At 47.8% G+C, this 21,575-nt stretch carries 26 protein-coding genes; 12 read left to right on the top strand and 14 right to left on the bottom strand.

Translation table 11 applies throughout. The features are described 5' to 3' along the window. Positions 1 to 18: 18 nt before the first annotated feature. From QE417_RS01975 to QE417_RS01965, 3 genes are read right to left on the bottom strand one after another with little or no spacing between them, the layout of a single operon-like run. Positions 19 to 630 carry a hypothetical protein gene (locus QE417_RS01975; RefSeq protein WP_311947192.1) on the bottom strand — a complete coding sequence of 204 codons (612 nt, stop codon included), beginning with the start codon at positions 628 to 630 and terminating at the stop codon, positions 19 to 21. A gap of 34 nt (positions 631 to 664) precedes the next feature. Beyond that, positions 665 to 2,146: an aldehyde dehydrogenase family protein gene (locus QE417_RS01970; RefSeq protein ID WP_311947191.1), complete on the bottom strand. Its 1,482-nt coding sequence runs from the start codon at positions 2,144 to 2,146 to the stop codon at positions 665 to 667. Then, positions 2,143 to 3,741 carry a GMC family oxidoreductase gene (locus tag QE417_RS01965; protein ID WP_311947190.1) on the bottom strand — a complete coding sequence of 533 codons (1,599 nt, stop codon included), beginning with the start codon at positions 3,739 to 3,741 and terminating at the stop codon, positions 2,143 to 2,145. Before QE417_RS01965 ends, QE417_RS01970 begins: the two co-directional genes overlap by 4 nt. 61 nt (positions 3,742 to 3,802) lie before the next feature. Between QE417_RS01965 and QE417_RS01960 the strand changes: the two genes are divergently transcribed. Next, a complete protein-coding gene (locus tag QE417_RS01960; RefSeq protein WP_311947189.1) occupies positions 3,803 to 3,940 on the top strand; it encodes a hypothetical protein in 138 nt (45 codons plus the stop codon). Positions 3,941 to 3,949: 9 nt separating this feature from the next. Further along, positions 3,950 to 4,849 carry a helix-turn-helix domain-containing protein gene (locus QE417_RS01955; protein ID WP_311947187.1) on the top strand — a complete coding sequence of 300 codons (900 nt, stop codon included), beginning with the start codon at positions 3,950 to 3,952 and terminating at the stop codon, positions 4,847 to 4,849. Between the two features lie 300 nt (positions 4,850 to 5,149). Here the strand turns inward: QE417_RS01955 and QE417_RS01950 are convergent, their stop codons facing one another. The 8 genes from QE417_RS01950 to QE417_RS01915 form a co-directional block, all read right to left on the bottom strand. Beyond that, positions 5,150 to 6,298 carry a hypothetical protein gene (locus tag QE417_RS01950; protein ID WP_311947185.1) on the bottom strand — a complete coding sequence of 383 codons (1,149 nt, stop codon included), beginning with the start codon at positions 6,296 to 6,298 and terminating at the stop codon, positions 5,150 to 5,152. Positions 6,299 to 6,514: 216 nt separating this feature from the next. Then, on the bottom strand, positions 6,515 to 7,492 hold the full coding sequence (locus tag QE417_RS01945) for an aldo/keto reductase (protein ID WP_311947184.1): 978 nt from the start codon (positions 7,490 to 7,492) through the stop codon (positions 6,515 to 6,517). A gap of 28 nt (positions 7,493 to 7,520) precedes the next feature. Further along, complete coding sequence (locus QE417_RS01940) at positions 7,521 to 8,366, bottom strand: aldo/keto reductase (protein ID WP_311947183.1); 846 nt, start codon at positions 8,364 to 8,366, stop codon at positions 7,521 to 7,523. A gap of 77 nt (positions 8,367 to 8,443) precedes the next feature. Further along, a complete protein-coding gene (locus tag QE417_RS01935; RefSeq protein ID WP_311947181.1) occupies positions 8,444 to 9,289 on the bottom strand; it encodes an aldo/keto reductase in 846 nt (281 codons plus the stop codon). 117 nt (positions 9,290 to 9,406) lie between these two features. Next, positions 9,407 to 9,982: a TetR/AcrR family transcriptional regulator gene (locus tag QE417_RS01930; protein ID WP_311947179.1), complete on the bottom strand. Its 576-nt coding sequence runs from the start codon at positions 9,980 to 9,982 to the stop codon at positions 9,407 to 9,409. A 27-nt stretch (positions 9,983 to 10,009) separates the two neighbouring features. Further along, entirely contained in the window at positions 10,010 to 10,258 is a 249-nt protein-coding gene (locus QE417_RS01925) for a hypothetical protein (RefSeq protein ID WP_311947178.1), read from the bottom strand. A gap of 188 nt (positions 10,259 to 10,446) precedes the next feature. Then, positions 10,447 to 11,415, bottom strand: a complete 969-nt coding sequence (locus QE417_RS01920) for a zinc-dependent alcohol dehydrogenase family protein (protein WP_311947177.1) — start codon at positions 11,413 to 11,415, stop codon at positions 10,447 to 10,449. Between the two features lie 65 nt (positions 11,416 to 11,480). Beyond that, positions 11,481 to 11,786, bottom strand: coding sequence for an ArsR/SmtB family transcription factor (locus tag QE417_RS01915; RefSeq protein ID WP_311947176.1), 306 nt, complete (start codon positions 11,784 to 11,786; stop codon positions 11,481 to 11,483). Between the two features lie 250 nt (positions 11,787 to 12,036). Between QE417_RS01915 and QE417_RS01910 the strand changes: the two genes are divergently transcribed. The 4 genes from QE417_RS01910 to QE417_RS01895 all read left to right on the top strand — a co-directional run bounded on the left by QE417_RS01910 (position 12,037) and on the right by QE417_RS01895 (position 15,122). Beyond that, complete coding sequence (locus QE417_RS01910) at positions 12,037 to 12,444, top strand: hypothetical protein (protein ID WP_311947175.1); 408 nt, start codon at positions 12,037 to 12,039, stop codon at positions 12,442 to 12,444. A gap of 127 nt (positions 12,445 to 12,571) precedes the next feature. Beyond that, positions 12,572 to 13,549, top strand: a complete 978-nt coding sequence (locus QE417_RS01905) for a sensor histidine kinase (RefSeq protein WP_311947174.1) — start codon at positions 12,572 to 12,574, stop codon at positions 13,547 to 13,549. Continuing rightward, positions 13,546 to 14,283, top strand: coding sequence for a LytR/AlgR family response regulator transcription factor (locus QE417_RS01900; protein WP_311947173.1), 738 nt, complete (start codon positions 13,546 to 13,548; stop codon positions 14,281 to 14,283). The genes QE417_RS01905 and QE417_RS01900 overlap by 4 nt, the downstream gene beginning before the upstream one ends. A gap of 116 nt (positions 14,284 to 14,399) precedes the next feature. Then, positions 14,400 to 15,122: a hypothetical protein gene (locus QE417_RS01895; protein ID WP_311947172.1), complete on the top strand. Its 723-nt coding sequence runs from the start codon at positions 14,400 to 14,402 to the stop codon at positions 15,120 to 15,122. A gap of 26 nt (positions 15,123 to 15,148) precedes the next feature. Here QE417_RS01895 and QE417_RS01890 read toward each other — a convergent pair whose 3' ends face one another. Beyond that, positions 15,149 to 15,952, bottom strand: coding sequence for a DUF2971 domain-containing protein (locus tag QE417_RS01890; RefSeq protein WP_311947171.1), 804 nt, complete (start codon positions 15,950 to 15,952; stop codon positions 15,149 to 15,151). A gap of 272 nt (positions 15,953 to 16,224) precedes the next feature. On the opposite strand from QE417_RS01890, the gene QE417_RS01885 reads away from it, so the two are divergent. Continuing rightward, complete coding sequence (locus tag QE417_RS01885; RefSeq protein ID WP_311947170.1) at positions 16,225 to 16,458, top strand: hypothetical protein; 234 nt, start codon at positions 16,225 to 16,227, stop codon at positions 16,456 to 16,458. A 37-nt stretch (positions 16,459 to 16,495) separates the two neighbouring features. On the opposite strand, the gene QE417_RS01880 is transcribed toward QE417_RS01885, so the two are convergent. Together QE417_RS01880 and QE417_RS01875 are read right to left on the bottom strand one after the other, a co-directional pair. Next, positions 16,496 to 17,110 (bottom strand): Crp/Fnr family transcriptional regulator, encoded by a 615-nt coding sequence (locus QE417_RS01880; RefSeq protein WP_311947169.1) that lies wholly within the window; start codon positions 17,108 to 17,110, stop codon positions 16,496 to 16,498. Positions 17,111 to 17,260: 150 nt separating this feature from the next. Next, positions 17,261 to 17,410 (bottom strand): hypothetical protein, encoded by a 150-nt coding sequence (locus QE417_RS01875; protein WP_311947168.1) that lies wholly within the window; start codon positions 17,408 to 17,410, stop codon positions 17,261 to 17,263. Positions 17,411 to 17,749: 339 nt separating this feature from the next. On the opposite strand from QE417_RS01875, the gene QE417_RS01870 reads away from it, so the two are divergent. From QE417_RS01870 to QE417_RS01850, 5 genes are all read left to right on the top strand, one after another. Further along, positions 17,750 to 17,962: a hypothetical protein gene (locus tag QE417_RS01870; RefSeq protein WP_311947167.1), complete on the top strand. Its 213-nt coding sequence runs from the start codon at positions 17,750 to 17,752 to the stop codon at positions 17,960 to 17,962. A 127-nt stretch (positions 17,963 to 18,089) separates the two neighbouring features. After that, positions 18,090 to 18,668 (top strand): TetR/AcrR family transcriptional regulator, encoded by a 579-nt coding sequence (locus QE417_RS01865; protein WP_311947166.1) that lies wholly within the window; start codon positions 18,090 to 18,092, stop codon positions 18,666 to 18,668. Positions 18,669 to 18,734: 66 nt separating this feature from the next. Beyond that, complete coding sequence (locus QE417_RS01860; RefSeq protein WP_311947165.1) at positions 18,735 to 19,520, top strand: SDR family NAD(P)-dependent oxidoreductase; 786 nt, start codon at positions 18,735 to 18,737, stop codon at positions 19,518 to 19,520. Positions 19,521 to 19,636: 116 nt separating this feature from the next. After that, on the top strand, positions 19,637 to 20,275 hold the full coding sequence (locus tag QE417_RS01855) for an NADPH-dependent F420 reductase (RefSeq protein WP_311947164.1): 639 nt from the start codon (positions 19,637 to 19,639) through the stop codon (positions 20,273 to 20,275). 118 nt (positions 20,276 to 20,393) lie between these two features. Then, positions 20,394 to 21,380, top strand: coding sequence for a quinone oxidoreductase family protein (locus QE417_RS01850; protein WP_311947163.1), 987 nt, complete (start codon positions 20,394 to 20,396; stop codon positions 21,378 to 21,380). Positions 21,381 to 21,575 lie beyond the last annotated feature (195 nt).

Genomic DNA, 21,575 nt, shown 5'->3' with positions numbered 1-21,575 from the left:
ATCGTTGTTTTTTAAGTTCTAATTTTTCGATTGACTATCTTGAATGGTGAATAACCAGCGGTGCAGTAAACCTGTTACCGCGGGCATGATCACGTAGGTCATCATAGATACCATGACGACCACACCGATCAGTGTGTTGAACAGCCCGGGTAAGCCGGAATAGCTAAGTATCCTGCCGATCAAAGGCATGACCGCGTTAAGCATGATGAAAATGACCACGACAGTGACCAGGAGCATTTTCCATTTAGGGGGCGGTGTTGTCGTGCCCTGCGGTTTATTGTCAAACCAAAAATCCAAGCCGGTCAGGGACAGTTCCGGTTTCACTTCATCGAAAAAGTGCTTACTCAATGCAATGTGCTGTGCCTTGACTGGTGAGTTGTTCCATTCACGCATGTGATCATAGGTGTCAAATCGCAGAATAATGGCATACTCCGTTGGCGCGCCGGTCATAACTTTCCTGTAAATGTCTGCCGCCTGATAACCCTCAAATCTTGAGGCCGCGTTTATGATATGGAAAATTGAACCAAGGGCTTCACCCGCCATTGGCACTTTGGGCTTCAGTTCTACGATCGTGATCACGGGTAAACGGTCGGGTAATGGTAATTCAGTTCTTGATCCGGTTGCTGACATTTGGCTTTGATTGATAGGGTGAATTGGCTCGGTTTCAGGGTTGACCTACACCGGCCTCATGATGAATGTGCTTGAACTGAATGAAGTCATGCATGGCAGCCATTCCGTTCAACCGGCCGAGTCCGCTCATCTTGAAACCACCTTCTTCGAACTCGTCATGTATCCTTGCCCAGTTATTTATCCAAACCGTACCTGCGTCCAGTCTCCTGCTTACCTGTAAAGGAAGATCGACATTAGTACTCCAGACAGAGGCTGCCAGTCCATATTTATTGTCATTGGCCAGCATGATCGCTTGCTCGACCGTATCAAAGACCTGAATAGTGGCTACCGGGCCGAAGGTCTCCTCCTGTACGATGCTGAGGGTATGGTCGGTCACCTGTAGTAGGACCGGTTTGTAAAAAGCACCTTTCGATAATTCGCTACCCGTTATTTTGCCCCCGCGAAGCAATACTTTCGCACCACTCGCAATGGCTTGTTCAACAAGGCCGTCGACCCGTTCTGTGCTGCCCTTATCGATCAGCGGCCCCATTTCACTTTGAAGGTCTGAGGCGGGGCCAACCCTGATCGCGGACAACCGCTGAGTCAGACCCGTTATCAATGGATCTGCAATATTATTTTGCACCAGGATCCGGCTGCCGGTCATACAGAACTGCCCGGCGAAAAGGGTCACCGCTTTGGCAAGCACTGGTATTGCCTTATTCAGGTCCGCATCGTCAAAAACGATCATGGGCGTCTTCCCCCCTAGTTCGAAGCCGAACCGTTTCAAATGATCTGCGCCATTCTTCATCATGATCTTTCCGGTCGCTGTACTGCCGGTGTAGCTGATCGACGGTACGTCCGGTGAACTGACCAGATAGGCAGCGCCCTCATACCCGCTTTCGGTGAACTGGTTGATCACTCCTTTCGGCAGGCTATTGACCGAGTGAAATATTTCGCAGATCAAAGCGTTGACCTGCGCGGTCTGGCCAGGCATTTTAACAACTGTCGTACAGCCGGCGGCTAATGCCGGGGCCAGTGAACGGATCATTAGAATGACCGGAGAATTCCATGGCGCGATGATGCCGGCAATGCCAACAGGCTCTTCCAGCACCATGCTGAAACTGCCGGCGGTCGTCTCCAAAGCGCGACCGCTCTGCGTCAGGACCAGCGCGGCATAGTAACGCAGTTTAGGTGGAACGCCGCTTACCTCCATACGGGCTTCGGCGGCGATCTTGCCGTTCTCCAGTGAAAGCATGCCAACCAGTTCTTCGGTATGGTTTTCGAATGCGGCTGCAAGTTCATTCAATACCTGAGCACGCAGTTGACGGTTAGTTCTCCAGTCGCTGTTATAGAAGGCTGCCTTTGCCGAGGAAACGCACTGTACTGCTGTGTCGAGACCGCCGTCCGCGTATCGGCCGATCAGTTTTCCGGTGGCAGGATCGTAACTGTCCCTGTAGGTCCGACTGTCCACCCATTCGCCGTTGATCCAATTGAGTTTAGGTTCGGATGACAGGTTAGCTGATAGGTCCTTACTCATGCTGTAATATTTAATTTGTCGGGGTTTTCAATCTGTTTATCAGCCTTGATGATATCTGCCAGCTTTTCCGCTGCCATGATCACGGTCACGTTAGGACCAGTAGAAACGAAGTCCGGTAAGATGGAGGCGTCCACGACCCGTAATCCTTGTATGCCATATACTGCACCAGTTGAGTCCACAACGGCGGCGTCACTTCCTTCTACTCCCATAGGGGCAGATGCTATGACGTGGTTGTAAGAATTCAAGGTCTGTCTGATGGCAGTGAGGAGCAGTTCGTCCGCTGTTCGCGTCGGCCCAGGGGCCAGTTCGTCAATGGTCAAGCCGTTCAACGGTGCGGTTCGCGCCAGTTGCCGGGAGAGCTTTACACCCTGAAGCAGTCTTTGCTCATCCTCTTCCGTTGCCAGAAAGTTCAGATCGATCACCGGAGGAATAACAGCGTTCTTGCTGCTGATCCTGACGGTTCCCCTGGAACTTGGGTTGGTAAGCGCCACACCGATCACATAACCTGCGCCGGTCGGACTTTGTGCAGGATCAAAAAGGTGCCCTGCCGTGATATGTATATCCAGTTCTTCCGGGCCGGCATAAGAAGAACGGGTCCAGACATTGACGCCGGTTACCGGTGATAGACGTCCTATCTTTTCAGGGTCAACCGAGTAGGTATTGAAATAAAAGGGATGATCGAGAATGTTTTTGCCTACCGGAAGATCAGCGATGACCGGGATACCAAGCGGCTCCAACACGTCGGACGGCCCTATTCCTGAGCGCTGCAGGATGCCCGCACTGCCGTAAGTGCCTGCGGATAAAATGATCTGTGTCGCCAAAAAAGCCCGACCGTCAGCGGTCAGCACGCCGATCGCTGTCTTGCCTTCAAACAACACCCGGTCGGCGAGCACATGGCCGAATATCGTAAGATTAGTACGTTGGCGCACAGACGCTTTAAGATAGGTCATGCCGGTGTTCATGCGAATACCGGCAACTATATTGGCAGGATAGGCACCGACGCCATACTGCCTTTCTCCATTGAAGTCAGCGATCTCGTCAAATCCCATCGCTTTGGCAGCGTCCATGAACGCCGTTTGCATGGGAGAAAGGTCGTCACGGGTCAACTGATTGACCGGCAGGTAGCCGTCACGTCCGTGCCAGCGATCATCATCCAGGTCCGATCTTTCCAGTTTCTTGTAATAGGGCAATACCTGTTCAAAGGACCACCCGCTCAAACCAAGTTCGGTCCAGCGCTTAAAGTCGTTGGGGATACCTCTGACCGCTACGGCGCCGTTGACCGCTGAACAACCGCCAAGTACTTTAGCACGGGCGATCTGGATGGAATAGCCCGTATCGTCAGGTACGGACCGATACCCCCAGTCATACCTGCTATCGCCGTTAGCGCCCAGTATCTGGCTGTTGGCCAAAACTTCCGGGTACTTGTCTTCCTCAAATGTTTCCCCTGCTTCAAGCAGCAGGATACTCAATGAAGGATCCTCACTCAATCGATTGGCAAGCACTGCCCCCGCTGAGCCGCCACCGACGATTATATGCGTGTACGCTGGCGGAATATGTTGGGTCCCGGCCTCTTGATCTACTTTTTTCGTTGCCATTAAGTTTAATATTAGTGTACGTGAGACGGTACAAAAGTTTTAAAACGAGGCTGCAGATCAAATGGCGAAACGGCGCATTAGTATATCTGATTTGCGCTTTTCGATCAAGTTGGTTATATTTAAAGGGCAATGCCAGGCTGTATCGAAAGAAACTACTGCCACGTATTACCTTAAAGGCCTTACAATGCCGGATGATTAATTGATAATAATGAATGATACTTTCAGATCAGTACCGATCCTATCAATTGGCGAGATCAATAGTTCCTCAGGGAAGAATACGCTCGGCAATGAGTTCCATGTGACAAGGAGCAGTGAGTTGTCCGGTATCCCAAAATATGAAAAGCCGGTAAAGGGGGACCATTTTGTTTTCCTGCTTGCGCTTGAGGGGAAAACCAACATGACCTACAGTTTATTGGATTATGAGATCGTAAAGAACGACCTGTTCATTCTTTCACCGGGAGTGATCCATCAGTTTCATACCGAAAAGGACGGCGAACTGATCGGGGCCGGTTTCACCAAAGACTTTTTCTCCGGGTCTCTGATCCATAAAAAACACTCAGAAGTATTCAACATCCTGTTCACTGACAATGATCCTCATTTCAAGTTAAGTGCCGCTGAAGCGGAAACTTTACATCAACTGATGTTAATGCTAAGGAACTGTCATTCGGATAAGGAACATGCTTTTCAGGATGATGTCATGTTCCATGCCTTTAACCTTTTCATGCTGGAAGCGGCGGCTATCTTTAAAAAGCATCGTTGTGATGCGGTTTCAAGGTTTACCCGAAAGGAGGAATTATTGATGTGTTTTCTTAAATTGCTCTCCGAACATTTTTATACCCAGCGAAGTGTTCAGTTCTATGCTGATAAGATCTTCGTTACACCAAAGCATCTATCAAGAGCGATAAAGGAGGTCACCGGAAAAACTGTCGGTCAGCTGATCGATGAGATGGTAATTGCGGAAGCCAGGATCTTACTGGATGCGCCGTCACTGACGATCGGTGATGTGGCCGATCGCTTAAATTTCAGCAACCAGTTCTTCTTCAGTAAATTTTTTAAGAACCATACCGGTATATCACCTTCACACTTCAAAATGAATGGTGCTTGCTAAGCGATAACTGAGATGACCGGCACCACGGCCTGGGCCGGAAATGTAATGATGGCTTCCATAAGCGACGGCCGGCACGTAGCCGATATCAGGGTGAACGGCCTGATGGGTAGTTATACGGCGAACAACGTCACAAATGTTCGCGATGCCCCCGCGTTCGGAGATCGCGCAGCGCTATACTTAAAACATTTTAACCGGATGATGAAATAGCTGAGCCTGTAAAGCGTCTGAATTGTTATAAAACAAAATGACCGGATCGAAACCCGGTCATCTTATTTTATAGCGATATTGATCTGCGTTTTTTCATTGTTTGACAAGATCCGGTAGTTCGGCATCGAACAATTCAGCAAATCTTTTACCGGAAAGTATAAGGTTTGCATCCTGAGGACTGTTTGCGAGGTTCGCGCCCCATACCGTCGCAGCGCGTCTTTGATCAGGCGTCCCGTGGTGCAGGTTGTTCTTAAAGTCGCAGTCCCCAACATTAAAGAAAATGTCGAGGAATTTTTGAGCCCTTTTCCATTGTTTGCCATTTCCTTCCTGATGTGCCAGAAAATAAGCCGCATAGGCGTCTGCCATCAATTCTGTGCGCCGGCTATGTTCCGGGGTATATTTGATACTATGATCCATAATGCCCAGGTCGTATTGGATCTGGTGGGCGAACTCATGGGCTAAGATCGCCTGAGGGGCTATATCACCATACCCCAACTGATCATATGCCCGCAAGAAGCCATCACCGAGGATCACCTTATCCGGGACCTGGCCGACGCAGCTATAGTTCTTTTCCTGATGGGCATAAGCATTGAAAGTCAAGAACGGATGATTGCCATTAAGATACTCCGGATATTTTTTAAGGGAAGCGATCACCTCATCAGCATATGACCGGGAAGTGTCGGGACTCAAACCGAATTGTGACCTGTAAACAGTATACACTTTATCCCTGTCACGCAACTGGGAACCATGAGCAGCGACCAAGCCAATATTTTTTGCTTCAATGTCCCAAAAGCGTTTCAGATCATTGAATGTCCCTTTTATTTGATCGGTGTATTCACCGTTAAGACCGAAATATTGCTCTTGCATATTCTTTTCGAACAACACAGCGACATAGATCGCAAGATAGGGCATTTTCAGGTCCTCCCTGCTGGTCAGGTCCCTTGCGGGCTGACTCCAGCCGGTGAACTGTTTGACCAGCCAGATATTGATCGGCGTTACCACACTGCAGGGTGTGGGCTCGACGCCCATCCCGCGTAGCAGCAGGTCGCGGTTTTGCTTGCCCGGGTCCGGCCTGAACGCAATATCCCGTTCGGCATTCTTATCGATCACGCAGCCGATCGGATCATTTCCTGACGGATCAGGGTCTGTTGCCTGGTCGGAATCTTTTTTACAGCCCCAAAAGAAGATAGCGGCAGTTACGCTGATCACAGCGTATAGTTTAAAATGTTTCATGGATTTCATATCAGTTGATGTTGAGCAATAAACCTGATCTGTTAAGTGGAGCATATCGCCACGGAGAGATCGTTGCCGAAAGTAATCGGGCTGTCCTGACCGAAAAATTAAATTATGTGAACCAGCCGTTTGTATATGCCAACGCCTGTGCATCGCTGCCGGCCAAGAAAAGATCAGCGCGATCATCCTTATTCCAGGAAGCGTGGTCCTGCGCGCGAGCCATATTTACTTTTCGATCCAGGACATGTGCATCTCCTCATATCTTTCCCCGGCGGCCGGACGGAGGTGATCCAGCGCAGCAATTTGAACTTTAGAAAGTTCGATGTGGTCTGCATGAACATTTTCTTCCAATCGTTGCACTTGTTTGGTCCCTGGTATCGGAACGATATCGCTCCCCTGTGCGAGCAGCCATGCCAATGCCACCTGGCCTGGTGTAGCATTGGCGTCTTCTGCCACGGCTTCCACTTCCTTCAATAGTTCAAGGTTCTGGTTAAAGTTCTCTCCTCTGAACCTGGGGTTATTTCTGCGGAAATCATCAGTCGCTATCTGGTCACGCGACCTGATCTTTCCTGTAAAAAAGCCGCGGCCTAAAGGTGAGTAGGCAACCAAAACGATATTCAGTTCCCGCAAGACAGGTAATATTTCCCGTTCCGGATCCCGCACCCAAAGGGAATATTCACTCTGAAGCGCGGTGATCGGATGAACAGCGTGCGCTCTCCGTATAGTTTCCGCGCCAGCTTCTGACAGACCGATATAACGTATCTTACCTTCCCTGACCAGGTCGGATAGCAGGCCGACCGTATCTTCTATAGGAGTGTTGGGGTCAACGCGGTGCTGGTAGTACAGGTCAATATGATCGGTGTTCAGTCTTCTGAGCGATCCCTCTACTGCCTTGCGGATGTTCCCGGGCTTACTGTTTATGGTATTAGATCCGCCGTCAGCGTGGGAGATCAGTCCGAATTTAGTGGCAAGCACTACCTGGTCCCTTCTTCCTTGCAAAGCTTTACCAAGGAGTATCTCATTGGTAAACGGTCCGTAGACCTCTGCGGTATCAATCAGGTTCACGCCTAGTTCGATCGCCCGGTGAATGGTCCGGAGAGCCTCTTTTTCGTTCTGTTCGCCCATGGTGTAATAGGCAGACATACCCATGGTGCCCAGGCCTATGCGACCAACTTTAAGTTCTCCCAGTGTGTTTGTTCTCATGATCTTTCCTGTTTAAATAAATAAATGATCAGAATTTTCGATCTACCCATTTCGCAATGATCCCCGGGTCCCGGTGGTCAAAAAAGGCACTTACCTTCCGGTCCAGGGTGGCGATTGCACTCATTTCTTCCGCAGTAAGGCTGAAATCCCATATTGCTGCATTCTCTTTGATCCGTTCTTTTCGGGCCGATCTTGGAATAACAGCGATGCCACGCTGGATAAGCCAGCGCAGCGTCACTTGCGCAACCGACTTATTGTATCGTCTTCCTATTCCAGCCAGCAGATCGTTAAGGAACAGATCATTTCTGCCTTCCGCGAATGATGCCCATGATTGCACCTGCACATCGTTCCGCTGCAGGAACTGATGTTCATGCGCACGTTGATAGAAAGGATGAACCTCTATCTGATTGACCGCTGGTTTGATCTCATGGTGTGCGATCAGGTCGGCGATCCGGTCCGGAAAGAAATTACTGACGCCAAGCGTTCTGATCGTGCCATTTTTATTTGATTCACTCATTGCCCGCCAGGATCCGTAATAGTCTCCCACCGCCTGGTGAACCAGGTACAAGTCGATGTAATCAACATCCAGTCGCTGTAGTGATCTTTCGATCGCATTTTTCGTTGATCCGTAGCCAGCATCCGAGACCCAGACCTTTGTGGTAATGAAGAGCTCGTTCCGGTTGATGCCGCTATTTTTGATCGCTTGGCCCACAGCCTTTTCATTGCCATAAGCAGACGCTGTGTCTATTAGCCGGTAACCCGCATCAATGGCGTTGATGACCGCCCGTTCACATTCCTGCGGGTCTGTCAACTGGTATACCCCTAACCCCAGCATGGGCATTACTGCGTCGTTACTTAATCTGATCTTTTCCATGTTTTATCGGTTAAAAAATGCCATGACCGCTTATGATCATGGCACCGGTAGATTTTTAATCCTGGCCTGACGGCGTATCAGAAGGTCAGTTTGGTCAGCCATTCAGCCGTTTCCGGATCGCGGTGATCAAAGAACACACTTTTGCCGGTATCCAGCTTTGCTATGGCCTCGAAATCTTCCTGGGTAAGCTCAAAATCCCATATGTTAAAATTCTCGATCATGCGTTCTTCGCGGATCGATTTTGGGATCACGCCAATCCCCTGCTGGACCAACCAGCGCAGGGTCACCTGTGCTACCGACTTACCATATTTACGACCGATAGCAGTCAGCACCTCGTTGCTGAAAATTTCGTTCTTCCCTTCCGCAAAAGATGCCCAGGACTGTGTTACGATGTTATTTTTCTTCAACAGTTCGTGCTCGGCAGGTCGCTGGTAAAAGGGATTGATCTCGATCTGGTTCACGGCGGGGACGATCTCGTTGTGGGCGATCAGGTCAACCACCCGGTCGGGGAAGAAGTTGCTGATCCCGATAGCGCGGATCTTGCCATCGCGGTACAGTTCCTCCATCGCGCGCCATGAACCGTAATAATCTCCCATCGACTGGTGTAGCAGGTAAAGGTCAACGTATTCCAACTGTAACTCCCGGAGCGATCTTTCGAAAGCTATTTTAGTTCTCTCATAGCCGGCGTCCTGCACCCATAGTTTGGTAGTAATAAAGAGTTCTTCGCGCGGTACGCCGCTTTTCTTGATGGCATTGCCTACAGCTGATTCATTTTGGTATAATGAGGCCGTGTCTATCAGGCGGTAGCCCGCTTTGATGGCGGTCAAAACGGTTTGTTCACACTCATTGAGGTCCGGTATCTGGAATACCCCTAATCCTACAAGCGGCATCTCGACGCCATTGTTCAATTTAATTGTTTGCATTGTATACTTAGATTTTGTTTTAAGCGTTGAATGGAGCTTGGCAGATCTTGAAAGGCGAAAATCCTCGAAATTTAACCATTAAACTAAACCTATCGTTTCAATATAGGATAAAAAAATTTATTGGTCTATAGCACCTACCAAAATTTCAGCGGTCTGTCTCGTTAACTCTGCATCTGAAAATAGGATCTGCGTGTTGTAGATCGAGACCAGTCCGGATACTAAAAAGTTGGCCAATGCACGCGGCTCCTTAGCGGACCGTAGTGATCCGTCCTTTTTTGCCTGTAATAACAGTTGCTCGAACAGAGTGACCGCTTTCAAGGTCTGCTTTTTAAGCATGGCTGCGACTTCATGATCGGTGGTGCCCAATTCAAATACCGAATTGGTGAACAGGCAGTTGGTATCTTCGACCGCAGAGGCGAGCACCGAATAGATGATCTCACGGATAGCCTCCAAAGGTTTTTCACTTTTTTTGGCAGCCTTAGTATACTGTTGATCCTTTTGCCGGATGTAGTTCGCCAGGGCCTTTAAAAAAAGATCGTGCTTGCTACCGTAGGCAAGATACAGACTGCTCCGGTTGATCTGCATATGATCAACCAGGTCATTCATCGTCGTTGCGTTATAGCCCTTTTTCCAAAAAAGATCGCGGGCTGTCACCAGTTTTTCGTCAAAATCAAATTCCTTATTTCTCGGCATGATGGTTCAAATATAGCTATATTAAACCTATCGTTTCAATATAATTTGCGTTTTGGACCTTTTTATTACGTAAAAATGGCAATAGGTCGCAGTACGACCTATTGTTGCATAACGTTTGATCACCAATGAGGTCACCTGTTCGATCAGGCCATCCTTAAACTTCCAGACGTCGCAATAAGAACTGCTTATTGCATTTTCTTCGTTCCAGAGCACGATCCGGCCAGGTTCGGCGATAATATCATTTTCTTTGCCGGAGATCTCAGTGGTGAAAGTCATTCCTTCATAGGCCGAGCTTATATAACTCAGCAGTTCGGCCTTTCCGTTGAATGTGCTTTTGCCTACGTTCTCTTAGGTGATGGCTTCGGCACAGTAAGCGATGAATTCTTCATATAGCCATTCAACCAGCGCTTGATCCGCAGTTTAAAAGATCGGTTGATCGTCCATTTCTGTCTGTTCAATAATGATCAGTTACCTATCTGGATACCTATTTTACCGTAAAAGTTCGGGTCGCTGTCTCTGAATTCAAGCAGGTTATGCGCTTTTCCGATCTCAGCCAAAGGGAAGACTTTGTTTAAAACAGGTTTCAGCGTTCCGGTCTCAATCAGTTTGGTGAGTTCGTCCAGTTTGTTCCTGCTTTGCCTGGTGAACACAAAATGATAGGTGGCATTTTTGCCCCAGGCGTGGATCAGGTTCTGCGGTCTTTCAATATCGACCAAAGTGACCACGTGTCCCATCTGAGCCAGGATCTTACCACTGTCGGATAGGGTGTTACCGCCTATAGTATCTATCACCACATCTACGCCTTTATTTGCGGTCAGCTTCAGGATAGCGTCGATATAATCTTCTCGTTCATAGTCGATGACATGATCCGCGCCAAGGCTTTTAAGAAACTCATGGTGTACGGTTCTGGCCGTTGTGTAAACTATGGCACCAATAGACTTAGCCAATTGAATGGTTGGTATCCCAACGCCGCCTGCGCCGCCATGTATCAATATTGTTTGATCGGTCTTAAGCTGAGCCCGCGTAAAAAGCATTTCCCAGGCCGTGCCGGCTGCTAAAGGAAACGTAGCCGCTTCCAGGTGGCTTACGTTTTTCGGTTTCCTTCCGATGATAGTTTCTTTGGCAACATGATATTCCGCATAACTTCCGTTCCCGTAGAATATCTCCGGTGTATAATAAACTTCATCGCCTATTTTAAAATTTTTTACGCCGGGGCCGACCTCCGTGATCACACCCGACACGTCATGCCCGGTGATGACCGGCAGTTGCAGTTCATTCCTGTAATCTCCCCGCCGGACCTGAAAGTCCAGTGGATTGACAGATGTTGCCATCACTTTTACCAATACTTCATCAACCCCTGGTTTCGGGGTTGGCACTTCAACTATTTCAAATTTTTCTGTCGAGCCGAACTCGTTAAGCACTGCTGCTTTCATGATATATATGTATTTAGTAATTTATACATTTAGCTAAATCCCTAAGTATTGCGTGAAATTTTTTTTTATAAAGTATCCCTGATCACCTGAGCCAGTTCCTGGATCATTTTTTCATTGCGTTTATAGTAGGTCCACTGATCTTTTCTTGTTGCCACCAAAAGATCAGCTGCCGACATGTTCTTTAGATATACGGAGACCGTAGGTACAGACATTTTTGCCTTTTTAGCTATATCAGAGACACAAACCCCTAATTCCGGCTTAAAGTCAGTTAACTCATCGGCCGGAAAATAAGCGAAGGGATCTTTCAACCAGGTGAGGATATCCAAACGGGTTTGATTCGACAATGATTTGATCACTTCCAGTAATTTCACAGCACAAACTTAGGGAATTACCTAAATACCTACAAGCTGTTTTTACAATCCTTACACTATCATGAAGTTTTTGCTCGGCTGCCGGCCCGGTTTCCGGTTTGACATAGACAAAATGCCCGTTAGCATAACAGAATTCCGTGCCGGTCTGATACCTGATACTTTTGTTCATGGATCTGGCGAAGTAACATTCGTAAAAGGGGTCCACCCAAAAAACATCTGTTTATTGATCATTATTTAAAAAGAATCAAAAATGAAAAAGGCAACAACATTTGCAATGCTTACACTACTGGTCGCGGGATTGCTGACCGCATGCTCTTCACCAAAGTATTTTGGTAAAACCTATGCGCCGACATCGAACGTGGATGTTTACCTGGCCAAGGAAGATGTCAAAAAGAATTTTACGACCATGGGTACTACCGATATCGGGAAAGGATTCGGATCTTTGGAGACTGCTCAGCAAAAAGTGATCGAGCTGGGAAAGGCCAAAGGGGCTGACGGCGTGATCATGGTCCTCACTGAAGAAGTGGTATCAACATCGCAAACAGGTACGGGCGTGGTCACCCGTTCAAAGAAGAAGAATGTGATCGGCACGAGCAGTTCATCTACGATGGACATCAAACAGAAAAAGATAATGGCTACTTTCATCAAATACGAATAAAGCCGGATCGGCTGCACCCATTGATAAGCACACGATGATACGGGCAACTTTGAATTTCGTTAAATATAAGAGCAGGCGTTTACTGTTACTGACCGTATTCTCCCTGTTCATTTACGGCTCATTCTTTATGCTGTCCTATCTGGTCACCCCGGAGAGAACGCTGCGAAATTTCGCAGGCCAGAACGGGCTTGCCCTGGGCATCCTGAGCTTTGTCGCAGAGTCGGTCATCACCCTTTATATACTGATCTTCGTGGTGATCCTTCCCACAATGCACGGGCACCGCAGCCGGAGAGATGCTTTGCTGATCACGGTGAGCCTGTTCGCTGTAAAGTTCTGTGTCAACTACGGTGACTATCTGTATGGAAGTAAGAACGGCAACGCGGCCGCCAGCAAGTTGTCCGAAGACTCGTTAGGCTGGATACTGTTGATCTCCTATCTTTTTACGCTGGTCAGCGGTCTTTCGGTGGCGCTGCTGGTGGAATGGGTAAACAAAAGTAAGGAGCGCATCATGCTCGAAAAGCAAAGGTCCGAAGCAGAACTGATGGCATTGAAACACCAGATCAATCCGCATTTCCTGTTCAACTCGTTAAGTTTCATTTACGGGAAGGTGATCAGGACGGACAAAGAAACAGCGGACTCCGTGCTGATGCTGGCCAATATCATGCGCTATGCATTAGGAACGAGTGAAAGTGTAGATGGCAAAGTCAATATCATGGATGAACTGGAGCATCTCAAAAATGTGATCGAGATCAACCAGCGCCGTCACAACCATGCTTTGAATATCCGTTATGAAGAACAGATCGATGACCAGTCCATTAGTATCCTGCCGCTGGTACTGATCACGCTGGTCGAGAATGCTTTCAAACACGGTGACCTACATGACGCGGAACATCCGCTGCGTATCCTGATCAGTACCACGGTGAACGAGCTTGACTTCTGTATTGAAAACAAGAAAGGTAAAGGGATCCGGGAACTGTCCAATGGTGTCGGGCTGCAGAATATCCGGCAGCAATTGAAGCTGACGTATGATGACCGCTCCTCATTCATGATCCGGGAGACTGGTGAATATTTCCGCGTAAACTTAAAAGTAAAATTTACGGTATGATAGACTGCGTAATAATAGATGATGAACAGCATGCGATAGACCTGCTGCTCGAGCATATCAGCCAGGTACATTTTCTGCGGGTCGTGGGTACAGCTACCCATCCGGTAAAGGGACTGCAGATGATCACCGACCTCAAACCCGGACTGGTGTTCCTCGATGTGCAGATGCCGCATCTGACCGGCATTGAGATGCTGAAGCTGATCAGCAAAGACAGCCATATCATCATGACCACGGCCTATAAAGAATATGCGCTGGAAGGGTTTGAACATGCGGTAGTGGATTACCTGCTGAAGCCGGTCCCGTTCCTGCGTTTTCTGAAAGCGGTCAACCGTTTGTGGACGATCCACAACAATAATAAGCCGGTTGCCGAGCAGGACCATTATGTATTCGTCAAAACGGAACAAAAGGGAAAACTTCTGAAGATCGACTCGCGGAGGATCAATTATATCGAAGGATTGAGTAACTATGCGATCATACATATGGATGATCAGAAAAAGATCATCACTTACCTCAAGCTGAAAGAGCTTTCGGAACATTTATCTGCGAGAGGTTTTGTGCGCATCCATAAGTCTTTCATTATTTCACTCAGTCATCTGACGGCAGTAGAGGGCAATATGGTCAGGATCCTGAATGAAGAGCGACCCCTATCGATCGGCGACGCTTATAAAAAAGAATTTTTGGAGTTCATTAACACCAAAATGCTTACGGCACCCCCTGATCATACGACCAACTGATCCCGTCAACAATTTCTGATATCAGCTTACGGACCGCGTTCTTGCAGAGGTGTCATGGCCGTGCTATAAACGGTCGCCTTTGCGGACCGGTCGCGAGCTGTGCAAAAAAACAAACAATGATGAAAGACAACATGCTTTTATTCCGCACATTTAAACGCATCATTGGGCTGTGTGCCTTTTTGATATTATCAGCGTCCGCAACGCAGGTCTCTGCGCAGCGTTCACTGGTCACTGCAGCTGTTATAAAATACGGCCTTGACGGATCTTTTCTTGACCCGGTGAACCTGCGGACACCTACCGACCGTGCTTTCGCCCTGAAAGAATCTACCATCACTGCAGGGAAAACAAAAGTACTTGAGGCCAGGTTCGACCCGTCGTCTGCCAGCCGCGAGCAATGGAAAGTAGTTGCTGTGGATGGCAAAGCCCCCTCCCTTTATGAAACAAATATATTCCGTAATATACGGGAAAAGGCGCCGGTAGACAAACCAGACGAGCGAACTTACAGAATAGACGGCGAGACGGCAGACCAGTTGGTGATCAGCTATAAACTTGACGCGGCGTCGATCCCAATGGATGCGTTATTCCTTAAGGATTGCCGGGTCCTACTGACGGTGGATCTCCGGACCAAACAACTGGTGACACTGCGATTGGTAAATGAAAAGCCGGTCAAGATCGGTCCGCTGACCGCCGGGAAATTCAGCATTTTAACGACCTTTACCTACGATAGCACAGGCCGGCGGTACCTCCCGTTAAAAGACCTCTTAAATATGGAGGCTGCGTTCCTGGGCAAGACCGTAACGACCAGTGTTGAGACGGTCTACTCGGATTACTCCAAATAATACCTGAACCCTATCACTTCATACGCTCATGCAATTTTACCTTCACCATTCCCTGAATTTTTGTTGAATGCCATGATCGCCTCACGGATCGGCAGCCTCTCTTCAAAGAATTCAAGGGTGACCGGGTTCAGGTCCATTCTGTAAAATTCAGGCAGATGACCTTGGTTACAAAACAGCTTGACGATATCGTCTTCATCCTTTACGCTTAAACGTGCGCCGAAGATCACCTTGTTGATCCTTTTTATGTCGAGCGGAACGGTCGCATGATAACCATCGTTGATGATCTTGAAGCGACCTTCGATGTCATTTCCGGTATGCAGTACCATACGCACTTCCTGTTCATAGGCCCATTCATCCGATTTGAATGTTGACATGTAAAGCGGTAGGTCTTCGCTCTTCATATGCCTTTTTTCGCGTTCGTCGAACAGGCTTTTGCAATAGGTCACTGCTACGGGGACCGGGTCCCCCAACGTGTAAATTTCGGGGTTGTTTCCAGGCAGGTCCATACCAAAGCATATACCTTTATGTGCATCGGCATAGTGGGACCACATCAGTTGTGAATTTGATCGCATTGAAAAGCAGGTGATGTAGAGCTTGCTGAATAGCTGATGAAAAGCACTGGTGGCCAGTGCCAGGTTCATTTGTACATTGCTTTTATCCAGCTTCACCATATCTTTCCAGCCGACCGGCACCATGTAGGGATTTGCCTCGTAAGGGTCATTGAAGCGATCTCCTCTGGTATACCAGATAGATCGACCGGTTAGCAGCTTTTTGAAACTTTCAGCGCTGATGTATTTGTAGGCCGGGCCTGCATAAAGGGGGGACTGCATATTTAATTGATGATAGTGGGTTCAGTGCAGCAAAGTTAAAAGAACAGTTTTACAATATTAGCACGGCAATAACAGCTGTTATCAAACGTTACCTGTCCAGCCGTGAGCAGCTGCTCAGTGCTATCACGTCAATGCGTTTCTTACCATAGATCAAGTGCGCTGGCTTTTAATCTGATTATGTTTGCCTATGAACAGGCTGAGGACGCCGCAGTCAAATTGCGGCCGGTCTTCGGAAAACCTAAAAAAATATGCAACCTTAATACGATGAACATATGGAAACTTACGTATTTGTCTTCACCCATATTATAAAAGCCGGCTGTGCACTGGTCATTTTTGCTTACGCATTATCACCCGTATTCGAGCAAGCGCGGGAACGCTTCCCTCTTCGAACATTCAACAATGGGGAGGTGGAAAAAGAAGGACGTCTCAACAATATGTCGTTTCGGGACCTGCTCCCCCCTATCGCCGGTATGCTTTTGCTGATCGCCGGTTTATTATCCTTTTGATCCGCATTGCCGGCGGATAGCGCCGGAAGGTCCTTTGTTATCCCACATGAGCCACCCTGGCCGGGACAGGCTCAATGTTCCTCTTTACAAGATTCTTTCTGATCCTGGACAGCGATTCGGGTGTGATACCAATGTAGGAAGCGATCATCGTTTGCGGTAAACGCAGATTCAGATGCGGGAAAAGTTTGATGAAATGAGTGTATCGGTCTTCTGCACTGTCTGACAGCAAATAACTTATTCTCTGTTGACTTTCTCCGATGAAATCATTTAGCCGGCGGGTATTGAACAACGCAAAATTCTCGATGCTGGCAACGGCAAGATCCATGAAATTAAGATTGACCACCACTATCGTGGAATCTTCGACCGCTTCAACATAGAACCGGTTTGATTCTTCAAAGCCCACGCTGTTCCGGTCGCCAATGAAGCTGTTCTCAGCGCCGAATTGTATAATGTGCTGCTTTCCATACCGATCTAAGATATAAGAGCGAAGCAAGCCCTTACACACAAAGAAAAATGATCTGGTCTTAGAACTGGTGACTGTTAATACCTCTCCTTTGGTCGCCACCCTGATCTTTAGTTCGCTGGATAGATCAGTGAACTGTTCGTCAGTTATCGTTGTGAAACGCTGTAAATAATTTTTAAATTCCTGCATAGACTGATGTTATAGATCAATGTAAGGTCTCGCGATGTTCTACCTTTATACGACCTCCCAAACCTCATCGCGATAGTGATGTAAAGTTTCCTATTAGTTTACCTTCAGGGAATATCGAAAGCACGCATTTATATATTCATTTGGGACTTTTCAAGGTTTACCGTGTGGTTTCCGCCCTTTTTTGTGCAGTATACCGGTTAACGGAATGGTCAGTTCATACCGGGAAGGTTCATTTATTTGATCTTCATAATAGTAAATCCTCACCACTTTTTCGGACTGCCCGGCAAAACCACAGATCATGGTTGTTGATCGATCTTTGAGAAAAAGGACCGGTACGCTGGTCTGTAGTACGGGCTGGATGTTGATCCACTATCACCACTACTGAGAAACGATCAGTCGTCCGGTGCTGCGCTACCCCGATGTCAACGGGGATTAATATAGGTCCGTGGCTTGCGGAGATATAAGGAAGCTATATATAAGCGGTAGCACAGCAACAACAAAATAAAATTTATCAGCTTTCAACATTTCTTACCATAGATCAAGTGCGTTGATCTGGGATGACCCTATGTTTGCTTTATGATCAGGCTCAGGATCCAGCCTGATGATCGTTTTCATTACAGGTCAAAATTCAAACACTAAATGATCATGATATTACCTATAGCCAACAAAAACAAGTTCCTTGTAGGAAGTGGAGTTGTTTTCATAAGCCTTTCAGTTCTGGCCTTTGTTAAAGCCGGCAACAAAAAGGAAGAGGACGGATATAATGCCGGCGTAACAGCACTTGTGCTAATAAAAGCTCTCCCGATCTCCGGCAAGATGGTGGAATGGGATGAGTATATCGGGGAGATCTGAGGCAGATGTCTGAAAATTCAGCAAATATATACCAGTTTCAATTGCATCGTTGATGAAATGTCATATAAGCCGGTTTATTTTGAATGTTCATTCAAAAAAGACCACCTTTACAAAAAAAATCGACAGCATGCCACGAATTATAGAATTTGATGAATCCACGATGATCTCTAAAGCACAGCGCGTATTCTGGAAAAAGGGCTACAATGCGACATCAATGAAAGACCTGGAAAAGGCGACAGGCCTGAACCCGGGTAGTATCTATAATACCTTTGGCAATAAGCATGAATTGTTCCTGTTGTGTTTGAAAGATTACCTCGTTCCGATCGCATCTTTTGATCTGGCGAATGACGATAAACCAAAAGGCGCCTATCACAGGTTACAATCCTATTTTCTGGAGATCGTCACCAATACCGTCATCAATGGCGACTCCTGTTTTTCTGCAAAGACCTGCTTTGAGCTGGCAGGTGAAGACCAAAGTATACACGAGGTCCTGAAAGAAAGCATGGATAAATTACTGGCCATTTTTGAAAAAATGATCAGTGATGCGCAAAAGGAAGGAGCCCTCAAGGGAGAATTAAATGCTGAATACATGGCACAGATCATGGTCGCTGCATTGCCTGGATTCGGCCAGAATTACATTCTTTATAAGGATAAGAAACGCATCAGTAATGTCATCGAAAATTTTTTCGATCTGTTCAGGAAATAAAAATTTTTTTCATAATTCTTGAGCGTTCATTCAAATATTATTTATTAACAATTAAATTTTTATAACATGTCACAAGTAACAGGAACTGCGCAATCAGCAGTCAAAGGAGAAAAAAAAGTAGCGCTGATCACCGGTGCGAATCGCGGTATCGGACGTCAGGTCGCTAAAGAGCTTGCTCAACGCGGCTTTATCGTCCTCGTGGGAACACGCAAATTGGAGAATGCCAGCGAAGCTGTCGCTGAGATCGGTGAAAATGCCCACGGTCTGGTGATCGATGTCGCCGATCAGAATAGTATCAAGGCAGCTGCCGAGCGCGTAAAAGCGGATTTCGGAAGGCTGGACGTGCTCGTTAACAATGCCGGCCTTCTGCACGCCGGAGATCCTAACAGGTCGTTGGAAGAGATACTTGGATCAGGAACGGCCTTAGGGGCGTCCCTGGACGAGGTGCGTACCGTTTGGGAAACCAATGTATTCGGACAGCTTGCCACGGTACAGTCCTTTCTTCCTTTATTACGCGAAGCCCCATCAGCGCGTATCGTTAACGTAAGCAGTGGTATGGGCTCTTTGACACTGAATGCTGATCCTGCATTTCCGTTCCGTGGGGGCTTTGGGGTAGTTTACGGCATTTCCAAAACAGCGCTCAACGCGATCACACTGGCTTTAGCGATCGAATTACAAGACACCAATATCCGGGTGGAGGCAGCCAGCCCGGGCTTCACGGCCACTGCATTGAACAATTTTCAGGGTACCGAGACCGTGGAAGAAGGTTCACGCAACATTGTCCGTGCCGCTCTTGGTGAAAACGACCCGGCAGTCCTGTTTTCAGGTCCTGACGGTCCTTTCCCTTGGTAATATCATACGCGGAATCAAATACAAGGCAGTTCAAATGACACCCGCGGCCTTTGGCGGCCTGGCCATTTGTGAACAGGTCAGGCCACAAAGAGGCCAGGTGATAATTATATAAAAAAATGGAAAATCATAATACAACCGGCACTAAGGTGTCAGGACAAAATTCGATCGGGATCTTAGGTGCCGGGCACATCGCCCAGGCGGTAGCCCGCCACGCCGCTAAGGCAGGTTACGAGGTGACCATCAGCAGCCGGAGAGCCCCCGCTGAATTGACCGGTCTTGCAAGTTCTTTAGGCGAGCGGGTTAAAACAGGTACGCTTGCGGAAGCCGCTGCTTCGGATCTTGTGCTGATCGCTGTCCCATTCGATCAGGTCCAGGCAGCCGCCCGTGGGATCGATTGGGCCGGACGGATCGTCATTGACACCACAAATGCAATTGTCTTTCCTCAATTCAAACCAGCAGACCTGGGTGGAAGGACCTCAAGTAAGGTAAATGCTGAATTTTTCCCAGGGGCATCCCTAATCAAAGCTTTTAACACTTTACCTGCCGCTATTCTGGCATCAGACCCGGAAAGCGACGGGGGACGGAGGGTCATATTTGTTGCCGGTGATGAGGAAGTTCCTAAGAAACAGGTCATCAACTTTGCGAAAAAACTTGGGTTCAGCGCACTTGACCTGGGTAAGATCGATGAAGGAGGACGACTTCAGGAGTTTGGCGGATCACTTATCTCAAAAAACCTGATCAGACTTGATCTCTGAAATGATCGGTCCTGAACAGTATTGATCAGGAGCATGCTGGTGATGATCTATTACCGGCATACATCCGGAAGGAAAAAGCAAATTTCCATTTCAAAATCATCAATTTAAGTTTAAGAAAATGAAAGAAAGTAGTAATAACATAGTATCCGGGGTTATAAAAATGTACCAACAGGGCCCTCCGGACGTCTTGCAATATGAGGAGGAGATAGTCGGGGCTCCTACGGCAGGTCAGGTATTGATCAAACATGCCGCCATCGGCGTAAATTACGTCGATACGCAGTTTCGCAGCGGCACTTTCCCCATCTCGAGCCTTCCCACAGGGGCTGGTGTAGAAGCAGCCGGCACCATCGAAGCTGTCGGTTCCGGCGTTACGCGTTTTAAAACGGGGGATCGGGTCGCTTACCATCATGCCATGGGTGCATACGCACAGCGCAGGTTAATGAGTACGAACAACCTGGTCCACCTACCCGATTGGATCTCCTTTGAAACTGCTGCAGCCCTTCAGGCAAAAGGTTTGACCACCAACGTCCTGGTCAATCTGGTCTATCAGGTTAAAAAGGGAGATATCCTATTGGTGCATGCCGCTGCCGGCGGCGTAGGTTCACTGCTGACAAAGTGGGCAAGATCTTTAGGGGCGATCGTTATCGGTACGGTAGGAACAAGGGAGAAAATGGCCGTTTTAGCAGATCTTGACGGCGCAATTGTACTGGGAGAAGAAGATCTTTCCGAGCGGGTATTAGCGATAACCGGTGGACGTAAGGTCGATGTGCTGTATGATGGTGTTGGTGCCGCTACTTTTACCAAGTCGATCGGACTGGTAAGAAACGGCGGCAATGCTGTCCTATTCGGCTTCGCCTCGGGTTTTCCAACTATTGACCAGGAAAGCCTGAGACAGAAACAAATACAGTTTACCAGCCCTGATATTGGTCGTTATATCCGTTCGCAACAACATCTTGAACAACTATCCGCCGAGGTCTATCAAAAGTATAAAGAAGGAACGTTTGGGGAATTCAACCCGGCCAGATTCCCGCTATCTTCCGCAGCGGATGTACACCGTAAACTCGAAAACAGGGAAACAACAGGATCGGTCATACTTGTTCCCTGATTCAAAAGTCACCTACTCCAGACAGGAATAGCTTTGCACCTTTGGGAGCAAGTTCGTTCTTTAAACTAACCGGGTTGTGGCGGTAAAAGTTAAAGCTATCGAGAGATCCAGACTCACGGTAGATCGGGCTAACGTAACGTCACAACCCACAAGCGAATATACATGTCATCTCATGATCAACAACAACGATGATGT

The organism is Mucilaginibacter terrae (assembly GCF_031951985.1).
Taxonomy (GTDB): Bacteria; Bacteroidota; Bacteroidia; order Sphingobacteriales; family Sphingobacteriaceae; genus Mucilaginibacter; species Mucilaginibacter terrae_A.
The sequence above is the reverse complement of the archived record's forward strand: the minus strand, read 5'-3'. Positions and strand labels throughout refer to the sequence as shown.

Bases quoted from the DNA above. Each gene is read 5' to 3' on its own strand.
- QE417_RS01870 (WP_311947167.1), top strand. From the start codon at position 17,750: ATGATCATGATATTACCTATAGCCAACAAAAACAAGTTCCTTGTAGGA.
- QE417_RS01885 (WP_311947170.1), top strand. From the start codon at position 16,225: ATGGAAACTTACGTATTTGTCTTCACCCATATTATAAAAGCCGGCTGT.
- QE417_RS01955 (WP_311947187.1), top strand. From the start codon at position 3,950: ATGAATGATACTTTCAGATCAGTACCGATCCTATCAATTGGCGAGATC.
- QE417_RS01950 (WP_311947185.1), bottom strand. From the start codon at position 6,298: ATGAAATCCATGAAACATTTTAAACTATACGCTGTGATCAGCGTAACT.
- QE417_RS01900 (WP_311947173.1), top strand. From the start codon at position 13,546: ATGATAGACTGCGTAATAATAGATGATGAACAGCATGCGATAGACCTG.
- QE417_RS01910 (WP_311947175.1), top strand. From the start codon at position 12,037: ATGAAAAAGGCAACAACATTTGCAATGCTTACACTACTGGTCGCGGGA.
- QE417_RS01945 (WP_311947184.1), bottom strand. From the start codon at position 7,492: ATGAGAACAAACACACTGGGAGAACTTAAAGTTGGTCGCATAGGCCTG.
- QE417_RS01975 (WP_311947192.1), bottom strand. From the start codon at position 630: ATGTCAGCAACCGGATCAAGAACTGAATTACCATTACCCGACCGTTTA.
- QE417_RS01965 (WP_311947190.1), bottom strand. From the start codon at position 3,741: ATGGCAACGAAAAAAGTAGATCAAGAGGCCGGGACCCAACATATTCCG.
- QE417_RS01850 (WP_311947163.1), top strand. From the start codon at position 20,394: ATGAAAGAAAGTAGTAATAACATAGTATCCGGGGTTATAAAAATGTAC.
- QE417_RS01935 (WP_311947181.1), bottom strand. From the start codon at position 9,289: ATGCAAACAATTAAATTGAACAATGGCGTCGAGATGCCGCTTGTAGGA.
- QE417_RS01960 (WP_311947189.1), top strand. From the start codon at position 3,803: ATGGCGAAACGGCGCATTAGTATATCTGATTTGCGCTTTTCGATCAAG.
- QE417_RS01865 (WP_311947166.1), top strand. From the start codon at position 18,090: ATGCCACGAATTATAGAATTTGATGAATCCACGATGATCTCTAAAGCA.
- QE417_RS01860 (WP_311947165.1), top strand. From the start codon at position 18,735: ATGTCACAAGTAACAGGAACTGCGCAATCAGCAGTCAAAGGAGAAAAA.
- QE417_RS01905 (WP_311947174.1), top strand. From the start codon at position 12,572: ATGCTGTCCTATCTGGTCACCCCGGAGAGAACGCTGCGAAATTTCGCA.
- QE417_RS01970 (WP_311947191.1), bottom strand. From the start codon at position 2,146: ATGAGTAAGGACCTATCAGCTAACCTGTCATCCGAACCTAAACTCAAT.
- QE417_RS01940 (WP_311947183.1), bottom strand. From the start codon at position 8,366: ATGGAAAAGATCAGATTAAGTAACGACGCAGTAATGCCCATGCTGGGG.
- QE417_RS01880 (WP_311947169.1), bottom strand. From the start codon at position 17,110: ATGCAGGAATTTAAAAATTATTTACAGCGTTTCACAACGATAACTGAC.
- QE417_RS01895 (WP_311947172.1), top strand. From the start codon at position 14,400: ATGATGAAAGACAACATGCTTTTATTCCGCACATTTAAACGCATCATT.
- QE417_RS01875 (WP_311947168.1), bottom strand. From the start codon at position 17,410: ATGATCTGTGGTTTTGCCGGGCAGTCCGAAAAAGTGGTGAGGATTTAC.
- QE417_RS01890 (WP_311947171.1), bottom strand. From the start codon at position 15,952: ATGCAGTCCCCCCTTTATGCAGGCCCGGCCTACAAATACATCAGCGCT.
- QE417_RS01925 (WP_311947178.1), bottom strand. From the start codon at position 10,258: ATGACTTTCACCACTGAGATCTCCGGCAAAGAAAATGATATTATCGCC.
- QE417_RS01930 (WP_311947179.1), bottom strand. From the start codon at position 9,982: ATGCCGAGAAATAAGGAATTTGATTTTGACGAAAAACTGGTGACAGCC.
- QE417_RS01855 (WP_311947164.1), top strand. From the start codon at position 19,637: ATGGAAAATCATAATACAACCGGCACTAAGGTGTCAGGACAAAATTCG.
- QE417_RS01920 (WP_311947177.1), bottom strand. From the start codon at position 11,415: ATGAAAGCAGCAGTGCTTAACGAGTTCGGCTCGACAGAAAAATTTGAA.